Genomic DNA, 17,657 nt, shown 5'->3' with positions numbered 1-17,657 from the left:
TGATGATGCCGTTGGCAACGGTGGCGGGATTGCGGTCGGCGGGTAACAATTTGTGAATGCGCGTGATCGTGGTGGGTGCCGGCGTGATCGGGCTGACCTGTGCCGTCCGGCTCGCCGAGGGCGGGTACGAGGTGGCGGTGTTCGCCCGGGACCTGCCGCTGGAGACGACGTCGGCGGTCGCGGCCGCGATCTGGGGTCCGTACCTGTCGGCGCCGGTGGACCGGGTCGCCGCCTGGTCGCGGACGTCGTACGACGAGTTCGTGAAGCTGGCGGAGCTGGAGCCGTCGATCCGGCTGCGGCACGGGCGGGAGTTCCTGGTCGACCGGACGGCGGATCCGGCCTGGGCCGACGTACTGGATGACTTCGCGCGGGTGCCGTCGCCGCCGGCCGGGTTCGCTGACGGGTGGTCGTACACGGCGCCGGTGATCGACATGCCGACGTACCTGCCGACGCTGGTGAAGCGCCTCGAAGCCGCCGGCGGGACGTTGACGCGGGCGGCGTTGTCCGCGCTGCCGACCGAGGCGGACCTGGTGGTGAACTGCAGCGGACTCGGTGCGCGGCTGATGGCGGGCGACCCGACGGTGACGCCGGTCCGCGGACAGGTCCTCACGCTCGAGCCGTGCGGGTTGAGCGAGTGGCTGATCGCGGATCGCGGGCCGGACGAGCTCACGTACGTCATCCCCCGCGAACGCGACGTCATCGTCGGCGGCACCAGCCAGCCCAACGACTGGAACCTTGCCGTCGACCCCGACACCACTCAACAGATCCTGGACCGGGCGTTCGAACTCGTCCCTCAGCTTCGAAAGGCGCGCGTCATCCGCCAACGGGTTGGTCTGCGCCCCGCCCGGCCCTCAGTCCGCTGCGAACTGGTCCGCGCCGCCGCCGGCACGCCCATCATCCACTGCTACGGCCACGGCGGCTCCGGCATCACTCTCTCCTGGGGCTGCGCCAGCGAAGTCTTCGACCTAGCGGGTCAGCTGGCCTAATACGCTGGAGAGGTGATCGTTCTCGACGGCGGCATGTCGAACGCCCTGGAATCCCGCGGCCACGACCTCTCGGACGCGCTGTGGTCGGCGCGGCTGTTGAAAGACGCTCCCGAGGAGATCGCCGCTGTTCACCGCGCGTACTACGAAGCCGGCGCGGCCGTGGCGACCACCGCGAGCTACCAGGCCAGCCTCCCCGGCTTCCAGCAAGCCGGCCTCAGCCGGGCCGAAGCCGAGCGCCTGATCACGCGCAGCGTCCTCCTCGCCCGCGAGGCCCGCGACGAGTTCGGTGCGGATCGGTTGGTGGCCGCGTCCGTGGGACCGTACGGCGCCTACCTCGCGGACGGGTCGGAGTACCGCGGGAACTACGGCGTCAGCTCCGCAGCCCTCCGAGACTTCCATGCACCGCGGCTTGAGCTGTTGATTGCCGCCGAGCCCGACCTCCTGGCCATCGAAACAATTCCGGACACCCGGGAAGCCGAAGTCCTGGTCGCATTGCTGACAGAGCTCGACTTCCCCGCCTGGTTCTCCTACTCGATCGAAGGCGACCGTACCCGCGCCGGCCAACCGCTGACCGAAGCCTTCGCCGTTCCGTCCATCGATCAAGTCGTTGCGGTAGGCATCAACTGCTGCTCGCCGACGGACGTGGCGGCCGCCGTGGCGACCGCGATGTCGGTGACTGGGAAGCCGGCGGTTGCCTACCCGAACAGCGGCGAGGTTTGGGACGCCGGCGCTCGCAGCTGGACGGGTGCGAAGATCAGCTTGGCGGCTCTCGCGCCGACCTGGGGAGCGGAGTACGTCGGTGGGTGTTGTCGGATCGGCCCTGACGAGATCCGCGAACTACACGCCCAGGACCTGGCACAGCAGGTCTAGGGCGCCGGGGTAGGCGTGGTCGGGTGGGGTGCCGTAGCCGACGATCACTGCTTGGCGGGTGGCTGGGGTGGGGTTGAAGTGGTACGTGGTGAGGCTGGCCAAGGCCAGGCCTTGGCGAGCGGCTCTGGCCACCATGTCTTCGGCGTCGCCGGGGACGTCCAGGAGGACGTGCAGGCCGGCGGAGATGCCTGCCACTTGCACGTTGGGAGCCCGGACGGACAGGAGTTCGACCAGGCGGTCGCGGCGGCGACGGTAGTGCAGGCGGGAGCGACGGACGTGGCGGTCGTAGTGGCCGGAGGCAATGAATTCGGCCAGGACCAGTTGCTCGATGGTGGCGGTCTGATAGTCGGACGTGCGTTTGGCGGCGACCACCGGCTCGACCAGGTGTTCGGGTAGGACCATCCACGCCAGGCGCAGACCAGGCGCCAGGCTCTTGCTCGCCGTACCCGTGTAGACGACCCGCTCCGGATCGAGCGCTTGCAGCGCACCGACCGCCTGCCGGTCGTACCGGAACTCCCCGTCGTAGTCGTCCTCGATCAGCACCCCACCTGTCTCGCGCGCCCACTCGATTGCCGCCGTACGACGCTCCGGCGCGAGCGGCACGCCGGTCGGCATCTGGTGCGCGGGCGTCAGCAGCACCCCCTCCCCCGTCAATTCCGACGTACAGGCCCCCAGCGAGTCCACGGGTACGGCGACGGGCGACAGTCCGCGTGCCCGGATCACGTCGCGGTGCAACCCGTACCCGAACTCCTCGACCGCCATCGTTGTGCCGCCGAGTGTCTTGACGATCTCCCCCAGCAGGCTCAGCGCCTGCACGTACCCCGAGCAGATCAAGATCCGCTCCGGATCGGCCCGCACGCCCCGCGCCCGCGCCAGGTAGTCCGCCAGCACCTGCCGCAGCTCCGGCCGCCCGCGTGGATCGCCCAGCCCGAACGCCTCGTTCGGCGCCATCGTCAGCGCCTTCCGCGTCGCGGCCAGCCACTCGGTCCGCGGGAACGTCGCCACGTCCGGCGTGCCCGGCCGCAGGTCGTACCGGTACGTCTTCTCCAACGGCCGGGCAGCAGCCGGCGTCGTGGGTACGGCGGCCCTGTTCGCCACGACCGTCCCGGACCCCTGCCGCGCAGTCAGCCAGCCCTCAGCGACCAGCTGCCCGTAGGCATCCGCGACCGTGTTCCGCGCGATCCCGAGGTCCTTTGCCAGCGACCGTGACGACGGCAGCCGCGTCCCCGCTACCAGCCGCCCGGTCCGGATCGACTCGTGCAACGCCTGGACGAGGTCGTTGCGCCCGCGAGTCGCGCTCAACTCCAGATGCAGATCGGCGCCGGCCGCCTCGGCTCTGGCTCCGTCCGACGGCGAAGTGGCCCGTGAATCCTCCATGAAAGTGGACCATACACCTGGGCCGATCCGCGCCTAGGTTGGAGTCATGAGCACAACGACGCGGCGAGTGAAGCTCGCCAACCTGGTTCCTGACTTCTACAAGGCGATGATCGAGCTGGACCGGGTCTCCGACGAAGGCATCGACCCCAAGCTCGCCAACCTGATCCGAATCCGCGCCTCCCAGCTCAACGGGTGCGCGTACTGCACTGACATGCACTCGCTCGACCTGCTGCACCTTGGCGACAACCAGCAACGGATCACCCTGCTGCCGGTGTGGCGCGAGGCGAAGAAGTTCTACAGCGAGCAGGAGCAGGCGGCCCTCGAGCTGACCGAGGCGATCACGCTCGTCAGCGTTGATCACGTACCGGACGACGTGTACAACGTTGCGGCCAACGCGTTCGACGAGAAGGAGCTTGCACAGTTGATCGCATTGATCATCACGATCAACATGTGGACCCGGGTCGGCGTGACCGGGAAGATGGAGCCCGGCCACTACCAGCCGAGCTGAACCGGCCATGACAGCCGAACTGTTCCGCGCGCTGCACCACGGCGGCACTCCGTTGATCCTGGCCAACGCCTGGGACCCGGTCAGCGCGCGTATCATCGCCGAGGCCGGCTTCCCCGCTGTTGCGACCAGCAGCGGGGCGGTCGCCCGCGTCCTCGGGTACGACGACGGCCAGCAGACGCCGGCGGCGATGATGTTCGCCGCGGTCGCCCGGATCGTGCGCGCGGTCGACGTACCGGTCACCGCGGATCTGGAAGCGGGGTACCACCTGCCACCGAAGGAGTTCGTCGACCGCGCACTGGAGACCGGTGCGGTCGGCTGCAGCCTCGAGGACTCGGTCAACGGCCGGCTGGTCGACGTGGCCGAGCAGGCTGACTACCTGGCCGAGGTGCGGGCCGCGGCCGGTGCCGACCTGGTCATCAACGCGCGCGTTGACGTGTTCCTCTGCGGCGGTACTGCGGAGGACGCGATCGCTCGTGGCCGTGCATACCGGCGAGCCGGGGCGGACTGCGTGTACCCGATCCTCGCGCCCGCACCGGAGCTGACCGAGGTGGCGCACGCTGTCGGCGGGCCGATCAACGCTCACGCGTCGCCGGACGGACCGTCGGCCGCCGACCTGGCGATGGCCGGCGCCACCCGGATCACTTACGGCACCAGCCTGCACACCTACCTCAACGATCGGCTACGAGAACTACTACCCACGTTGGGATAGCCGTGGTGGGGCCGCCCTCTGCGCGGCCCCGCCCCAACCGACTTCCGCCAGCTCGCTACCGCCACGGTCAGGTGCGGGGCGGTGTCCTTCGCAGGGCGTAGACGAGGGCCCAGTCCTGGTCGTTGGCGAGCGGATCGGCTGTATGGGCAGGCTGTCCGTTGACGCAGCTCGGGTAGACGAAGGCACAGGTGGCCGTTCCGTCTGCTCGGAAGTTGACCAGATTCGAGCGCAGGATCGCCTCCTCGGCAGCGTCCAGCCACGCCGCCTGCTCGAGCGTAACGAGCTCGCGCGGCCAAGCGGCGTACACGGCTGCACTGAGCACCGACCAGTAGTGCGGGAACACGTCGCCCCACAGCCGCAGCCGGCCGAACCAGTAGCCGTCCCAGTGCCGGATGGGGACGTGCCGGAGCCGTACGTCCGGCTGGTCGGCGGCAAACGCGGTCAGCCAGGGCAGGCGCCTCGTCAGCTCGCCGGCGTCGATCTGGTCCGGCGCTACCCGGTACGCGGCGACCAGGAGCTCGAGGAGCGGCGCCACCATCGACTGCTCGTAGTTGACCTCGTGCGGCGGCAGCTCGTCGCCGTACTCGATGAAGGTCTTTGCGTGGCGGATCAGGTGGTCGTGCAGGCCGAGCTCGGTGAGCAGTGGACCGAGGTCGAAGGCGAGGAAGTGGTCGCCGCCGAGTTCGTAGTACCGGTTGAGGATGCGGGTGGCACCGTCGCGATCTCCTTGGCCCAGGAGGAAGCGGGCGAACCAGGGGAAGTTGTAGAGGCGTACCGCGGACTCGTGCAGGCTGTCGTCCTTGATGGTCGCGTCGGCGTCGAGCAGGTGCTCGCGGACGAACTGCTCGTAGCCGGTCAGCGCCTCATCCACGTCTACCCAGCCCTGCTTGCGGACCTCCTGGAGCAGTAGCGCCATACCGATCCGCTCTCGCGCGTCGGACCAGTCCCGCCAAGCACCGGACAGCACTGTGAGCCCACTGTCGTTGTCGTACGGGACGAACGCGTGCTTGCGGCTGTCCGGGAGTTCCGGGCGTCGCTGGTGCTCCAGGATGAAGCGCACCCGGCGTACTGCGAGCTGCTGGAGCGGCTCGTGGAAGAGGACGGCAATGCGCGCGTTAGCCCTGTCCACGTAGGTGATACCGGGATGGTCGCTGGTCACCGTGGTGCCGTCGGTCAGGTGGATCGTCTCGCCCACCTCAGCTGCCAGACGGTCCGCGTCGACGACGGGTCGGCGGTCCGCGTGGAAGGCGGGGAGGTCGTCGTACCAAGCGAGCTGCCAGGTCCAGCGGTAGGACTGGTCGGGCTGCAAGGTGATGGTCGGCTGGCCGCCCAGCGTGTGCGGCGCGCGGGCCTGGTCGGTGACATGCAGGTAGATCTGGCCGCGGACGTTGCTGGAGCTACCAGGGTCGCGTGACTCGATGGAGTACGCCCAGAGCTCGCCCTCCTTGAGCTGCAGACCTAGACCGGGCCTGCTGCCGTCCATCGGCACTGCCCACACCCAGGCGTCCGCTCCCCCGGTCCAGACGTGCGCGTGTACCGCACCAGTGAGGCTCTCGCGACTAGAGGTGTAGACGTCGCGGTACGGCGTACTCACCGCGAGCGAGCCGATCGTGATGGCGTCCGCTGTGGTGTTGCGGACCTCGTAGGTCTCCGTCCACTGCTCACCGAAGCGCCGACCGACCCGCAGTTCCAGCCCGCCCAGTTGGTAGAGCAGGTCGATCCCACTGCTCCGCCAGCGCGTGAGCACCGGGCTGTCGAACCGGTGCGATCCGCGGTCCGTGACGACGAAACCCTTGCCCCAGGCATGATCGACATCGGTTGCCCGCAACACCTGACGGCCGTCCGGGTGGACGACCTGATCAACCGATCCATCATCGTCAACATGGATCAACCCAGGACCGAAAGCGAAGATCTCCACAGTTGATCAACCTATCCATGTAGAGAACGCCGGACCGGTCTCGTCCCCTTGATGAGAACACTCCTCCGGAAAGGAACCAGCATCATGGACCAGCAGCAGATCGCCGACATCCTCGCCAAGCCGTACTCGCAGCAGCTCCTGAACGGCCCCGAGCCGGCCCGCTTCGCCTACGTCGGCCTGGACGGCGACCCGCGCGTGATCCCGATCGGCTTCTGGGTCGAGGGCGACAAGCTGGTGATGGCGACCGTGCCGAAGTCCGCCAAGGTCCCGGCACTGCGGCAGAACCCGAAGGTCGCGATCACCATCGACCAGGGCAAGTTCCCGCCCAAGGTGCTGCTGATCCGCGGCACCGCCGAGGTCGAGGTCGTGCCGGGCGTGCCCGAGGGCTACCTGACCGCCGGCCACAAGGTGATGACCGACGAGCAGTACCCGGAGTGGGAAGCCGGCGTGAAGGGCCTGTACGACGAGATGGCGGTCATCACCGTCACCCCGACCTGGGCCAAGCTGCTCGACTTCGAGACCACGATCCCGAAGGCCGTCGAGGACCTGATCAAGGCCAAGTCCTAGAGGGCCTGGCTAGTCGCGGTACGCGTAGTACTGCAGGAACATGTCCACGCCGGTGTCGATCAGCTGCTGCGTGGTGTGCGGGTCGAGAGTGTCGCCATACGTGCTGGCGACCAGGTGCGGGTACAGAACGAGGGCGTTGAGCTGGATGAAAGCGGTCTCCACATCGGGCATGGTGAGTCGGCCGGCCGCGATCAGGCGCTCGAAGGCCTGCACGAGGGCAGGGCGGGCACGATCCGGACCGTGCTCCCGCCAGGCGGCGCCGAGCTCGGGAAAGCGCCGCACCTCACTGGTGACAAGACGACGCAGGGCCAGCACGTCCGGCTGGGTCATGCCGGCAACCCAGGCGGTCGCCGTCCACTTCAACGCGGCCCGCAGGTCGTCGGTCTCCTCCAGGCGTTGCGCGGTCCCGGCGATCGCCCCGGCCAGCGCACTCTCGAGCGCATCGCCGACGACGGCCTTGAACAGCGTTTCCTTGTCGCCGTAGTGGTTGTAGACGGTCACCTTGGACACGCCGGCCTCGGCGGCGATCGCGTCCACCGCGGCGTCGAAACCGTAGCGGATGAACGCGGCCCGCGCGGCCGAGATGATCGCTTCCCGCTTCCGCGCTGCCCGGTCGCCGGTGAGCTCACGGGGAGATGTCTTGACCATGATGCCTTCAGCCTAGCAGATATCTGAACTGAACGGTTGAGTTCATCTGAACTGTGCCGTACAGTACGAATCAGGGCTACCCGAGGAGGAGTCATGGAGCGGAGGAAGTCCGCAGCACTCGCGCTGCTGTCGTTCGCGATGCTGATCGTGTCGCTGGACCAGTACATCGTCGTGGTCGCGCTGCCGGAGATCGGGCACGAGCTCGGATACTCCGCGCAGACCCTGCAGTCGGTGATCAGCGCCTACGCGATCGCGTCGAGCGGCTTCCTGCTGTTCGGCGGCCGCGCGTCCGACCTGCTCGGCCGCCGCCGGATGCTGATGACCGGCCTCGTCCTGTACGGCGTCGCGTCGCTGGCAGGTGGTCTGGCGACCGGACCGGCCTGGCAGCTCAGCGCCCGAGCGCTGCAGGGGCTTGGTGGCGCACTGGTGTTCCCGAGCACGCTGGCGATCATCAACACGATGTTCGCCGAGGGGCGGGACCGCAACCGGGCGCTGGGGATCTGGGGTGGGTCCGGGGCAGCCGGTCTGGTGATCGGAGTACTGCTGGGTGGCGCACTGACGCGGCTGTTCGGGTGGGAAGCGGTGTTCTTCGTCAACGTGCCGCTGGTCGGTGTCGCGCTCGTACTGGCGGTGCCGCTGCTCGACCGTGGGCACCCGGTGGCTCGCAGGTCGTTCGACTTGCCCGGTGCGCTGACGGTGACCGGTGCGGTGACGCTGCTCGTGTTCACGCTCGTCCAGGGGCCTGCGCTCGGGTGGGGCGCGGCTGTGCTGATGTCTTCGGTGGCCGTTGTCCTTCTGGTCGCGTTTGTCCGCATCGAACGCCGCAGTCCGGACCCGCTGGTCCCACCGAACCTGCTGCGGAACCCTGTGCTGGTAGTGGCTTTGGTGATCGCGTTTCTGTTCGCGGCGACATTCGGATCGCTGCTGTACTTCCTGTCGATCTACCTGCAGGACGTGCGCGGCTACGACCCACTGGAGACCGGTCTGGGCTTCCTCCTCCCCACCGCGGTCGTCGTGGCCGGGTCGACGGTCGCTGGGCAGGCGGTGACTCGCTTCGGGCTGCGCAGTACCTTGCTGGCCGCGCTGGCAATTGGTGCGGTGGGAGCCGGTGCTCTCGGAGTGGGCATGTCGGCGGGGACGTACGTCGCGCTCGTACCCGGGCTGGTGCTGGTCAGTGCCGGCGACGGCGCGGTCTTCACGATGATGTTCATCGCCGCAGCCACCGGGGTCTCCGACCGGAAGCAGGGAGTCGCGTCGGGCATGGTGTCGACAAGCTCAGGCATCGGCGCGTCCGTCGGCCTCGCCGCACTCGTCCTCGTCGCCAACGCCGGCGCGTCAGCGGCTGACGGGATCCGAACAACCGTCTTCGTCATCGCCGCCGGCATCCTCGCGACGCTGATCTTCGCTCTACGCCTCCGCACCACCCCAGCCGCCTGTCCGGTGTGAAATGGACCTCCTCAATTCACTACCGTCGTTTGTTGTGGCTGTCGTGTTCATCAGCGCCGCGCCTGGTCCAGCCATGGCGTTGATCCTGCGACAGGCTGCACTGCGAGGCTTCCGCGCCGCAGTACCCACGGTGGCTGGCCTGGAGGTGGGCCTCTACTTGTGGGCACTGCTGGCCGCGGCTGGTCTCGCTGCACTGGTAGCTGCGTCAGAGGTGGCGTTCGTCGTACTACGGGTAGCCGGAGCGACCGTGCTGGTCGTCCTGGGGGTAAAGGCGTGGCGCGGCCGGGGTGCTGAGGTACCGCCTGCAGAGGCGGTCCGAGGGCACGGCCGGACCTTCGCCAAGGCCCTCATGGTGTCGCTGGCCAATCCGAAGGCGGCCGTGTTCATGATCGCGTTCTACCCGCAGTTCGTACCTCATGACCGGCCGCTACTCGCGACCACTGCCCTTCTCGCTGCCGTGCAGGTCGCGCTGGAGACCGCCATGTACCTGGCGCTCGCAGCAGGTGTCGCCCGGGCTGGTGGGTGGTTTCGGAAGACCAGGGTCAGGCGGTGGGTCGATGCTATGAGCGCAGGCGTGCTCGTGGGCCTCGGGCTGCGCGTGGCGGCCGGCGGTCAGTAGCCGGAGGGGGTCAGGACCACCACTTGCCGCTCTTGGAGAGGGCGTCGGAGGTGGAGCCGGTTGTGTCGAGGGCGTCGAGGGAGGCCATGGCGTCGTCGTCGAGTTCGAAGTCGAAGACGTTGAAGTTCTCTTCGATGCGGGCCTGGTGGACCGACTTCGGGATGACCGAGAGGCCCTTCTGCATGGCCCAGCGGATCAGCACCTGAGCGGGCGTCCGGCCGGTGGACTCGGCAAGCTTGGCGATCGCCGGGTGGTCGAGATGCCGACCGGTACCCAGCGGGCTGTACGCCTGCGCCACGATGCCGGCGTCCTCGCAGGTCTCGACCAGACCGCGCCGGTACTCGAACGGGCTGAACTGGATCTGGTTCACCACCGGCTGGATCTGCGCCACCTTCGCGAGCTCGCGAACCTCGTCGGCGCCGAAATTCGAGATCCCGATCCCCTTGGTCAGGTTGCCCTCGACCGCGGCCTCCATCCCCGGCCAGGCCCACGTCGGCCCGCCCTGCGGCCAGTGGATCAGGTACAGATCGAGGTACTCCGTGCCCAGCCGCTCGAGGCTCTTCTCCGCCTCGACGCGAGCATCCTTCCCACCCGGGTAGAACTTGGTGGTCAGGAAGATCTCCTCCCGCGGTACGCCGCTGCTCCGGATCGCCCGGCCCACACTCGTCTCGTTGCGGTAAGCCTGTGCGGTATCGATCAACCGATACCCGACCTCGAGCGCTGCAGTCACCGCGCGCTCACACTCAGCCCCGTCGCTGATCTGCCAAACCCCCAGCCCCACCACCGGAATCGCAGTACCGTTCGAGAGCTCCCGCGTCACCTGCGCATTGGTCATTCTCCACTTCTACCACGCCGCCCTTGACTCCGTAGCTGGGTCCGGGGTCGATGATCGGGACATGCGGACCAGTCAGCTGGCCGAGCAGGCCGGCGTCAACACCGAAACCTTGCGGTACTACGAACGTCGCGGCCTGCTCGACGAGCCGCCGCGGACAGCCGGCGGGTATCGCGACTACCCCGCTGATGCCGTGGAGCTGCTCCGGTTCGTCAAGCGGGCCCAGGAGCTCGGCTTCATCCTCGACGAGGTCGCCGAACTCCTCCACCTCAACACCGGCGGCCCCACCAGCTGCGATACCGCCCGGGCCCTGGCGACGTCACGGAAGGCGGACCTGGACGCTCGCATCGCCGATCTCCAACGGATGAGCGCCTCCCTCGGCGCCTTGATCACCACCTGCGACCTTCCCCGCGCCGACCGGACCTGCCCTCTCCTGCAAGCAATCGAGCCACCCCGATGAGCGTCGACCTGGTAGTCCTCCACGTCCCCGACTGCCCCAACCTCGCCCCCCTCCTCCAACGCTTGCACGAGGTCACGACCCTCCCGTCACCACCCACGAAATAACCACCGAGGCACAGGCCGCCGAGCTCCGAATGACCGGTTCCCCCACCCTCCTCCTCAACGGCACCGACCCCTTCGCCACCGTCACCGTCGCGCCCAGCCTGTCGTGCCGGCTGTACCGCGGCGACCAGGGTCAGGTCGTCCGCATACCCAGCACCGACCAGCTCCGAACCGCACTCACCGCAGCCACCTCACCAACCGCAGTACTCAGCGCCTGGCGCACCCGCGCCCTCCCCCTGGACCCAGCCGAGAAGACCACCCACCAAACCATCCTCCGCACCTTCGCCACCACAGGTGCCCCACCAACCCCGGAGCAACTGTCCACCAGTACCAGCGGTTTGCCTGGTGGGCGGAGGGTGGGTGAGGTGCTTGGTGGGTTGCATGGGATGGATGCGATTCGGCTGCGTGGGGGTGGCGAGATTGTTGTTGCTTATCCGTTTTCTGCTCTGCCGACTCGGCATCGGGTGCGGATTGCCGGGCAGGTTGACGTCTACGCGATGTGCGCGATCGACGCCCTGGGCATCGCGCCGATGCTCGGCCGGCCGACGAGTATTCGGTCCAGCGATCCCACCAGCGGCGAGGCGATTTCGATGGCGATGAACGGCGATGAAACGACCTGGACTCCGCCCACCACAGTCGCCTTCATCGGCGCCGACGCGCCCGGGCCCTCGGCCGACACCTGCTGCAACTACCTCAACTTCTTCGCGACCCCCGACGCGGCGAAAGCCTGGACCGCCGCCCACCCAGAAGTCCCTGGTCAAATCCTCACCCAATCCGAGGCTCTGGACCTCGCCGCCCGACTCTTCGGGCACCTGCTCGACCCCTAAACGACGGCCACAGCGAGGCGACGCAGTTCGTCGAGTTGGGTGGGGAGGGTCCGGAGTTTGTTGGTGATGATGGCTTCGATTGCGGCGGCGTCACCCATCCAATGGGCGGTGGGGGTTTCGCCGAGGGCGGTGCGGATGTGGTCGGCGAGGGTCTGGAGGTGATTTCGGGTGACGCTGAGGAAGAGGTCCGGGCCGGGCCAGGTCAGGTTGCCGCCGGCTGCGGCGTAGGCGGTGAGGATTCGCTGGATCTGGCGGGCGTGACCGGATCCAAAGATGTACGCGACTCGGGCCGCCTCAAGGGCTGCGCTGTCGGTGCGGACGCTGTCCCAGTCGACCAAGACCGGTCCTGCGGGAGAGATGACGACGTTGTGGGGCTTGACGTCGCCGTGGGTGGTGACCAGGTCCGGGGCGACCTCGCACCACGAGGAGATGCGTGCGTTGGCCGCGAGGATGTGCGGAAGGGTGTCGGCGCCGAGCCCCGCCCAGGACGCGCCACGACTCCGCGCCTCGGCGAACCAACCCTCCCAGGTCGCGGGCGGCTGTACCGCGTCCCGCCACCACCGAGGCAGACCGACGCCAACAGGCTGCAACTGATGGACCTGCAGCATCGTCCGCCCAAGCCAACCCAATACATCGGGCTGAGTCCCAGCGTGTTCGACCCACCGGTACACCCGAAACAGCCGGTCCTCGATCCGCGCCACCCACCCCAGGATCGGGTCGCGAGGCATGACCGGCTCTGGCATGTCCACACCCGCCTCGAATGCCCGCCGCTCGAACGCCATTGCGACCGCCAATTGCTCGGTCACGTCTGCGCTCGTCGAAAAGTACGCCTTGACGAAATAGCTTCCGGTCGACGTGTCGATCCGCCAGGCATCTGCATCGCCACGTCTGACATGCACGAGGTCGCCATCCGGATCGCCCAGATCGAAAGCGCTCGAGACGGCCGCCGGTGTCGGTGAATACACGTAGGCCTCCGCTAGAGGAGATGGTTGATTGCGAGGCGTTCGGCTTCGGTGGGGTTTCGGTTGGCTATTGCGGTGTAGAGGGCCTGGTGCTGGGTGGCGATGGCGAGTAGGTCGTCGTGCTGGGTCAGGAGCCAGCGGATTCGGCTTCGGAGTGGGCGTTGGATTTCGACGAGGAGCTCGTTCGAGGCCAGTTCGGTGACGATCTCGTGGAAGTCGGCCGCCTTTCGACGGGCGACCAGTGCGTTGCCGGCCTGCGCTGCGGCCAGGTGGGCGTCGAGCGTCTCCCGGAGCCGTTCGAGACCTTCGCGAGTACGCCGTTCCGCCGCCAACCGGAACGTCAACGGCTCGAACGCCGTCCGCACCTCCATCAGATCCGCGATGTCCGACGCGGTGAACTCGCGCACCACCGCCCACGACCGCGGCCGCAACGTCACCAGTCCCTCGGCCACCAGCGCCTTCAACGCCTCGCGCACCGGCACCCGGCTGACACCCAGCGCCGCCGCCAGCTCCCGCTCGACCAGCTTCTCCCCCGCCGACCGGACCCCGTCCAGGATCTCCTCGCGCAACTGCCGCGTCACACGCTCGGTCTCGGACTCGTCCACATCTCGCTCCCAGGTTTGGTATACCACCGTCAGCATGCCGCACCAACCGGTCACTATCAGCACATATTTTTGGTATACCATTCGTGTCATGCTGCTCACCAACATCCGCCCGTGGGGAGGCGAGCCGGTCGACCTCGTGATCGCCGGCGACCACATCGACAAGGTCGTCCCGGCCGGCTCGGCGCCGGACACGGAGGACAGCATCGACGGCCGCGGCCTCCTGGCGTTGCCTGGCTTCGTCAACGCGCACTCGCACGTCGACAAGAGCTGGTGGGGTCAGCCGTGGGTCTCGTACGGCGGTGAGCCCGGCACGCAGGGTCGGATCGCGCATGAGCGGGCCGAGCGGGACAGGTACGGGATCCCCAGCGTCGCCGGCGCCACCGCAGTACTGCGCGAGTTCGTCCGCCACGGCACCACCGCGACGCGCACGCACGTCGACGTCGACCTGGGCGTCGGCCTGCGCGGGATTGCCAATGTCCGGGAGGCAGCGGCGGCGCTCGACCATGCAGTTGAGGTGGAGATCGTCGCGTTTCCCCAGGACGGCGTGCTCCGGCGTCCCGGCGTACTCGAGCTCCTCGACCAGGCCGCCGCCGAGGGCGCGACTAGCATCGGCGGCCTCGACCCCGCGACGATCGACCGTGATCCGGTCGGCCAGCTCGACGCGCTCTTCGAGATCGCGGTACGGCGCAATGTCGGCATCGACATCCACCTACACGACGGAGGCGAGCTCGGCGCGTTCCAGTACGAGCTGATCGTCGAGCGCACGCGCGCGGCGGCCCTCGGCGGGAAGGTGAACGTGTCGCACGGGTTCGCCCTCGGCGAGCTGCCGCCGGCGCGGCAGGCGGAGCTGGTGGCGGAGCTCGGCGCGGCCGGGGTCTCGTGGACGACGGTCGCACCGGTGCGGTCGGCACCGCTGCCGTGGCAGGAGATGCGAGCGTCGGGGGTCGCGATCGGCCTTGGTACGGACGGGATCCGGGACCTCTGGTCGCCGTACGGCGATGGCGATCTGCTGCAGGTCGCGCGGGGATTCGCCCGGCTGCACGGGCTGCGCGCGGACGAGGACCTGACGTATGCGGTCGAGCTCGCGACGGCTGGCCGCTTTGTGCACCGGGCGACGCATGGACTGGTCGAGGGCGCCCGAGCAGACGTCGTACTGGTCGACGCCGAGAACGTGCCGGACGCGCTGGTCCGCGCGCCACGCCGGGAGACGGTCGTCGCCGGCGGGCGGGTCGTCGTACACAACGCTGAGCTACAGGTGTGAGTACGGTCATCAGCCGGACGCTCGGCTCGCTCCGCGACAACCGGCCGTTCCGCCTGCTCTGGTACTCCAACCTCTTCTTCTTCGGCGGAGTGTGGACGCAGACGCTCGTGCTGGGCTGGCTCGCCTGGGACACCACGCACTCCGAGTTCTTGGTCGCCGTGTTCGGGGCGGTCCGCTTGGCACCGCTGCTGCTCGGTCCCTTCGCAGGTGCGCTCGCGGACCGGCACAACCGCGTGCGTCTGTTGATCATTGCGGCGGCGTGGGCGCTCGGAGTGGTCAGTGTCATTGCCATGCTGGCGTCGCTCGGGCGGGCGTCGTACGGCGTGCTGCTCGCCGGCGCGCTCGCGCTCGGCCTGGCTCAGTCGCCGTCGCAACCGGCGCGGGCCTCGCTCGTGCTCGACCTTGTCGGCCGACAGAACCTCAGCAACGCCAACGCGCTCAACTCGATGGCGATCAACATGACGGGCGTGATCAGCCCGGCCCTGGCCGGCCTGATGGTCAACGGCATCGGGGCTCCGGCGACGCTCTGGGTGTCGACGATCTGGTACGCCGTCTCGCTCGCACTCCTCGTCCCGCTGCGTGGCCTGGGTCAGGTCGTGCACGCACACAGCGGTTCGGCGTTGCGGATGGTGGTGGGCGGACTGCGGGCGATCTCGCGGAACCGGCTGGCGTCGACGGTGCTGCTGATCACCTTGGGGGCGAACATCTTCCTCTGGCCGATCGCGCAGTCGTTCATGCCGGTGTTCGCCTCGTCGCTGGGGATGGGCGCGTCCGGGCTCGGCTGGTTGCTCACCTGCGCAGGGGTCGGCGGCCTGCTCGGTTCGCTGGTGATCGCCTGGTTGGGCGACTTTCCGTTCAAGGGTGGGCTGTTCGTGGTCGGTACGGCGGTGTGGGGGACGCTGTGGGCGTTGTTCGCGATCTCCCGGAACCCGGTCGTGTCGTTCGTGCTGATGGGGGTGATCGGGGTCTTCAGCGCGGCGTTCGGCGTACTCCAGACGACGTTGCTGCTGATGACGACCGAGGCGCCGCTGCACGGAAGGGCGTTGGGCGTGCAGGAGCTGGCGATCGGGGTGATGCCGCTGACTTCACTGGTCATTGGCGCTTTCGCGCAGCGCTACGGGGCCGCGTCCACGACGTTCGTCTGTGGATTCCTTTTGGTGCTCGTGACCGTTGCCCTGGGCATCTGGACCCGCGAGCTGTTCCGCTTCGGCGCACCCGAGCCCACGAACCGCCGGCTGAGGTCCTGACCGGCTCGGTTACTGGTTGCCGGCTGGGGCTGGGGTTTTGGAGGCGGCCGGTGACGTGGGGGTGGTGCTGGCGGTGGGCGTTTGGGAGGGGGTGTTGGACGCGGTTTGGGTGGGGGTGGGGGTGCTGCGGGTCGGGGTCTTGGAGGGGGTGGGGCTCTGGGACGGAGTGGTGGATGGCGTGGTGCTGGGGGTCGTCGACGGGGTGGGCGTGGGGGTCGGCGACTGAGTGGGTGTCTGCTTCGTGGTGGTGCTGGTGGTTGGCTTGGTGGTGGTTGGGCCGCCGCTGGTGGAGTCCGTTGGCTGGCCAGTGGGGTTTGTGATCGCAGAGGTCGGAGTGCTTCCTGGCTGCGGGCCTACGTCTGACGTCGGGGGCTGGTCGGTGTGGCGACTGAGTACGGCGCCGGTGATCACGGCACCCGCGACCGCGAGAGCAGCCAGCGCGGCGATCATCACCGGCTTGGTCTTCCGCTCACCAGCGCCCGGTCCGCCAGCAGCCGCGCCGCCAGCACCCAATCCTGCTCCGACGCCACCCGCTCCCCCGGCCACACCCGCTGCGCCCACGCCAGCTCCGGCCAGGGCACCCGCTCCGGCCGCGCTCGCTTCGCCTGCTCCAGCCAATGCGGCGACGCCAGCTCCGGCTAGCCCGCCGGTGCCTCCGGCGAGTGGCGCGGTGGGGGCCGCGGCGAACGCCGTACCCACAGGGCCGCCACGCAGCGCACCACCCGCGATGTCGGCGGCGGTTGGGCGGTTGGCAGGCTCCTTGGCCAGCATGGCGAGGAGGATCTCCTCGAAGCGTCCGGCGAGTTCGGGGCGTTCCAGGCTCGGCCTGACCGGCTCGGCGTCCACGTGCTGGTAGAGGATCGCGGCCGGATGCTCACCGTCGTACGGCGGCCGGCCGGTCACCAGCTGATAGAGCACGCAGCCCAGCGCGTAGACGTCGGACGCCTTCTCCGCCTGTCCGCCGCGCGCCTGCTCCGGCGACAGGTAGTGCGCGCTGCCGATGATCTCGCCGGTACCAGTCAGCGTGGCCGACCCGTCGCCCTGCACCTGAGCGATCCCGAAGTCGCCGACCTTCACCACGCCACCCGGCGCCCGCAGCAGGTTGCCCGGCTTCACGTCCCGGTGGATGACGTCTTCTCGATGCGCCGCCGCCAGCCCCGCTGCGGCCTGCTCAACGATGTCGATGGCGCGGTCCATGGGCAGCGCGCCGTACTCCGTCAGCTCGTCCCCGACGGTCCCACCCTCGACGAGCTCCATGACGAGGAAGAACCCGTCGCCGTGCTCGCCGAAGTCGTACACGGAGATCACATGCGGATCACTCAGCCGGGCAGCAGCCCGCGCCTCGCGCTGGAACCGCTCGGCCCGCCGCGGGTCCCGGTCCGACGGCAGCAGCAGTTTGACCGCCACTGCTCGCCCCAGGAGGTCGTCTGTCCCGCGATAGACCTCCCCCATACCGCCCCGCCCGAGGAGCTCTCCAACCGTGTACCGCTCGTCCACCAACACCCAGCCACCCGTACCCAACGTCGCCCCACACCAACCTGACACAACCCCACCGAGGGTTACACACCCTTCAACCGCCAGTAGACGCCGCGAGTAACGCAGGAGTTCCCGGCAATCCACACGAACCAACCAGGTGCCCCCGCCGGCCCGACCCCATTCACTCTCGCCACAGCATCAGCCGATCAATTCAGACCGAGCACGTTGTAACACCCTG

The 17,657-nt window shown here is 68.6% G+C and carries 18 protein-coding genes; 11 read left to right on the top strand and 7 right to left on the bottom strand.

Translation table 11 applies throughout. The features are described from left to right. Nucleotides 1-56: 56 nt before the first annotated feature. Both AB0E69_RS27630 and mmuM read left to right on the top strand, forming a co-directional pair. Nucleotides 57-986 carry an FAD-dependent oxidoreductase gene (locus AB0E69_RS27630; protein WP_360152114.1) on the top strand — a complete coding sequence of 310 codons (930 nt, stop codon included), beginning with the start codon at nt 57-59 and terminating at the stop codon, nt 984-986. A 12-nt stretch (nt 987-998) separates the two neighbouring features. Beyond that, nucleotides 999-1,856 carry a homocysteine S-methyltransferase gene (gene mmuM / locus AB0E69_RS27625; RefSeq protein ID WP_360152111.1) on the top strand — a complete coding sequence of 286 codons (858 nt, stop codon included), beginning with the start codon at nt 999-1,001 and terminating at the stop codon, nt 1,854-1,856. Here the strand turns inward: mmuM and AB0E69_RS27620 are convergent. Then, nucleotides 1,824-3,233: a PLP-dependent aminotransferase family protein gene (locus AB0E69_RS27620; RefSeq protein ID WP_360152108.1), complete on the bottom strand. Its 1,410-nt coding sequence runs from the start codon at nt 3,231-3,233 to the stop codon at nt 1,824-1,826. The genes mmuM and AB0E69_RS27620 overlap by 33 nt on opposite strands. A gap of 46 nt (nt 3,234-3,279) precedes the next feature. On the opposite strand from AB0E69_RS27620, the gene AB0E69_RS27615 reads away from it, so the two are divergent. Both AB0E69_RS27615 and AB0E69_RS27610 read left to right on the top strand, forming a co-directional pair. Then, on the top strand, nt 3,280-3,741 hold the full coding sequence (locus tag AB0E69_RS27615; protein WP_360152105.1) for a carboxymuconolactone decarboxylase family protein: 462 nt from the start codon (nt 3,280-3,282) through the stop codon (nt 3,739-3,741). A 7-nt stretch (nt 3,742-3,748) separates the two neighbouring features. Then, nucleotides 3,749-4,450 (top strand): isocitrate lyase/phosphoenolpyruvate mutase family protein, encoded by a 702-nt coding sequence (locus tag AB0E69_RS27610; protein ID WP_360152102.1) that lies wholly within the window; start codon nt 3,749-3,751, stop codon nt 4,448-4,450. A 67-nt stretch (nt 4,451-4,517) separates the two neighbouring features. On the opposite strand, the gene AB0E69_RS27605 is transcribed toward AB0E69_RS27610, so the two are convergent. Next, nucleotides 4,518-6,368 (bottom strand): hypothetical protein, encoded by a 1,851-nt coding sequence (locus AB0E69_RS27605; protein ID WP_360152100.1) that lies wholly within the window; start codon nt 6,366-6,368, stop codon nt 4,518-4,520. A gap of 84 nt (nt 6,369-6,452) precedes the next feature. On the opposite strand from AB0E69_RS27605, the gene AB0E69_RS27600 reads away from it, so the two are divergent. After that, nucleotides 6,453-6,935 carry a pyridoxamine 5'-phosphate oxidase family protein gene (locus AB0E69_RS27600; RefSeq protein ID WP_360152098.1) on the top strand — a complete coding sequence of 161 codons (483 nt, stop codon included), beginning with the start codon at nt 6,453-6,455 and terminating at the stop codon, nt 6,933-6,935. A 9-nt stretch (nt 6,936-6,944) separates the two neighbouring features. Here the strand turns inward: AB0E69_RS27600 and AB0E69_RS27595 are convergent, their stop codons facing one another. Next, nucleotides 6,945-7,583 carry a TetR/AcrR family transcriptional regulator C-terminal domain-containing protein gene (locus tag AB0E69_RS27595; protein ID WP_360152095.1) on the bottom strand — a complete coding sequence of 213 codons (639 nt, stop codon included), beginning with the start codon at nt 7,581-7,583 and terminating at the stop codon, nt 6,945-6,947. Between the two features lie 93 nt (nt 7,584-7,676). Between AB0E69_RS27595 and AB0E69_RS27590 the strand changes: the two genes are divergently transcribed. Both AB0E69_RS27590 and AB0E69_RS27585 read left to right on the top strand, forming a co-directional pair. Beyond that, entirely contained in the window at nt 7,677-9,029 is a 1,353-nt protein-coding gene (locus tag AB0E69_RS27590; RefSeq protein WP_360152092.1) for an MFS transporter, read from the top strand. 34 nt (nt 9,030-9,063) lie between these two features. Continuing rightward, entirely contained in the window at nt 9,064-9,648 is a 585-nt protein-coding gene (locus AB0E69_RS27585; protein ID WP_360152089.1) for a LysE family translocator, read from the top strand. A 10-nt stretch (nt 9,649-9,658) separates the two neighbouring features. Here AB0E69_RS27585 and AB0E69_RS27580 read toward each other — a convergent pair whose 3' ends face one another. After that, entirely contained in the window at nt 9,659-10,483 is an 825-nt protein-coding gene (locus tag AB0E69_RS27580) for an aldo/keto reductase (RefSeq protein ID WP_360152086.1), read from the bottom strand. A 61-nt stretch (nt 10,484-10,544) separates the two neighbouring features. On the opposite strand from AB0E69_RS27580, the gene AB0E69_RS27575 reads away from it, so the two are divergent. After that, nucleotides 10,545-10,940, top strand: coding sequence for a MerR family transcriptional regulator (locus AB0E69_RS27575; RefSeq protein WP_360152083.1), 396 nt, complete (start codon nt 10,545-10,547; stop codon nt 10,938-10,940). 133 nt (nt 10,941-11,073) lie between these two features. Further along, nucleotides 11,074-11,868, top strand: coding sequence for an alkylmercury lyase family protein (locus AB0E69_RS27570; protein ID WP_360152080.1), 795 nt, complete (start codon nt 11,074-11,076; stop codon nt 11,866-11,868). Here AB0E69_RS27570 and AB0E69_RS27565 read toward each other — a convergent pair. Then, nucleotides 11,865-12,674 (bottom strand): phosphotransferase, encoded by an 810-nt coding sequence (locus AB0E69_RS27565; RefSeq protein WP_360152077.1) that lies wholly within the window; start codon nt 12,672-12,674, stop codon nt 11,865-11,867. The two genes, AB0E69_RS27570 and AB0E69_RS27565, sit on opposite strands and share 4 nt — an antisense overlap. 170 nt (nt 12,675-12,844) lie before the next feature. Further along, the gene (locus AB0E69_RS27560) at nt 12,845-13,471 is read right to left on the bottom strand and encodes a GntR family transcriptional regulator (protein ID WP_360152074.1); all 627 of its coding nucleotides are present in this window, start codon (nt 13,469-13,471) and stop codon (nt 12,845-12,847) included. A gap of 52 nt (nt 13,472-13,523) precedes the next feature. On the opposite strand from AB0E69_RS27560, the gene AB0E69_RS27555 reads away from it, so the two are divergent. Both AB0E69_RS27555 and AB0E69_RS27550 read left to right on the top strand, forming a co-directional pair. Then, nucleotides 13,524-14,696 (top strand): amidohydrolase, encoded by a 1,173-nt coding sequence (locus AB0E69_RS27555; RefSeq protein WP_360152071.1) that lies wholly within the window; start codon nt 13,524-13,526, stop codon nt 14,694-14,696. Then, nucleotides 14,693-15,943, top strand: coding sequence for an MFS transporter (locus tag AB0E69_RS27550; protein WP_360152068.1), 1,251 nt, complete (start codon nt 14,693-14,695; stop codon nt 15,941-15,943). Before AB0E69_RS27555 ends, AB0E69_RS27550 begins: the two co-directional genes overlap by 4 nt. A gap of 9 nt (nt 15,944-15,952) precedes the next feature. Here AB0E69_RS27550 and AB0E69_RS27545 read toward each other — a convergent pair whose 3' ends face one another. Continuing rightward, nucleotides 15,953-17,446 carry a serine/threonine-protein kinase gene (locus tag AB0E69_RS27545; protein WP_360152065.1) on the bottom strand — a complete coding sequence of 498 codons (1,494 nt, stop codon included), beginning with the start codon at nt 17,444-17,446 and terminating at the stop codon, nt 15,953-15,955. Nucleotides 17,447-17,657: the final 211 nt, after the last annotated feature.

This window comes from Kribbella sp. NPDC026611 (assembly GCF_040638345.1).
Taxonomy (GTDB): domain Bacteria; phylum Actinomycetota; class Actinomycetes; order Propionibacteriales; family Kribbellaceae; genus Kribbella.
This window is presented reverse-complemented; position numbering and strand designations above follow the sequence as displayed.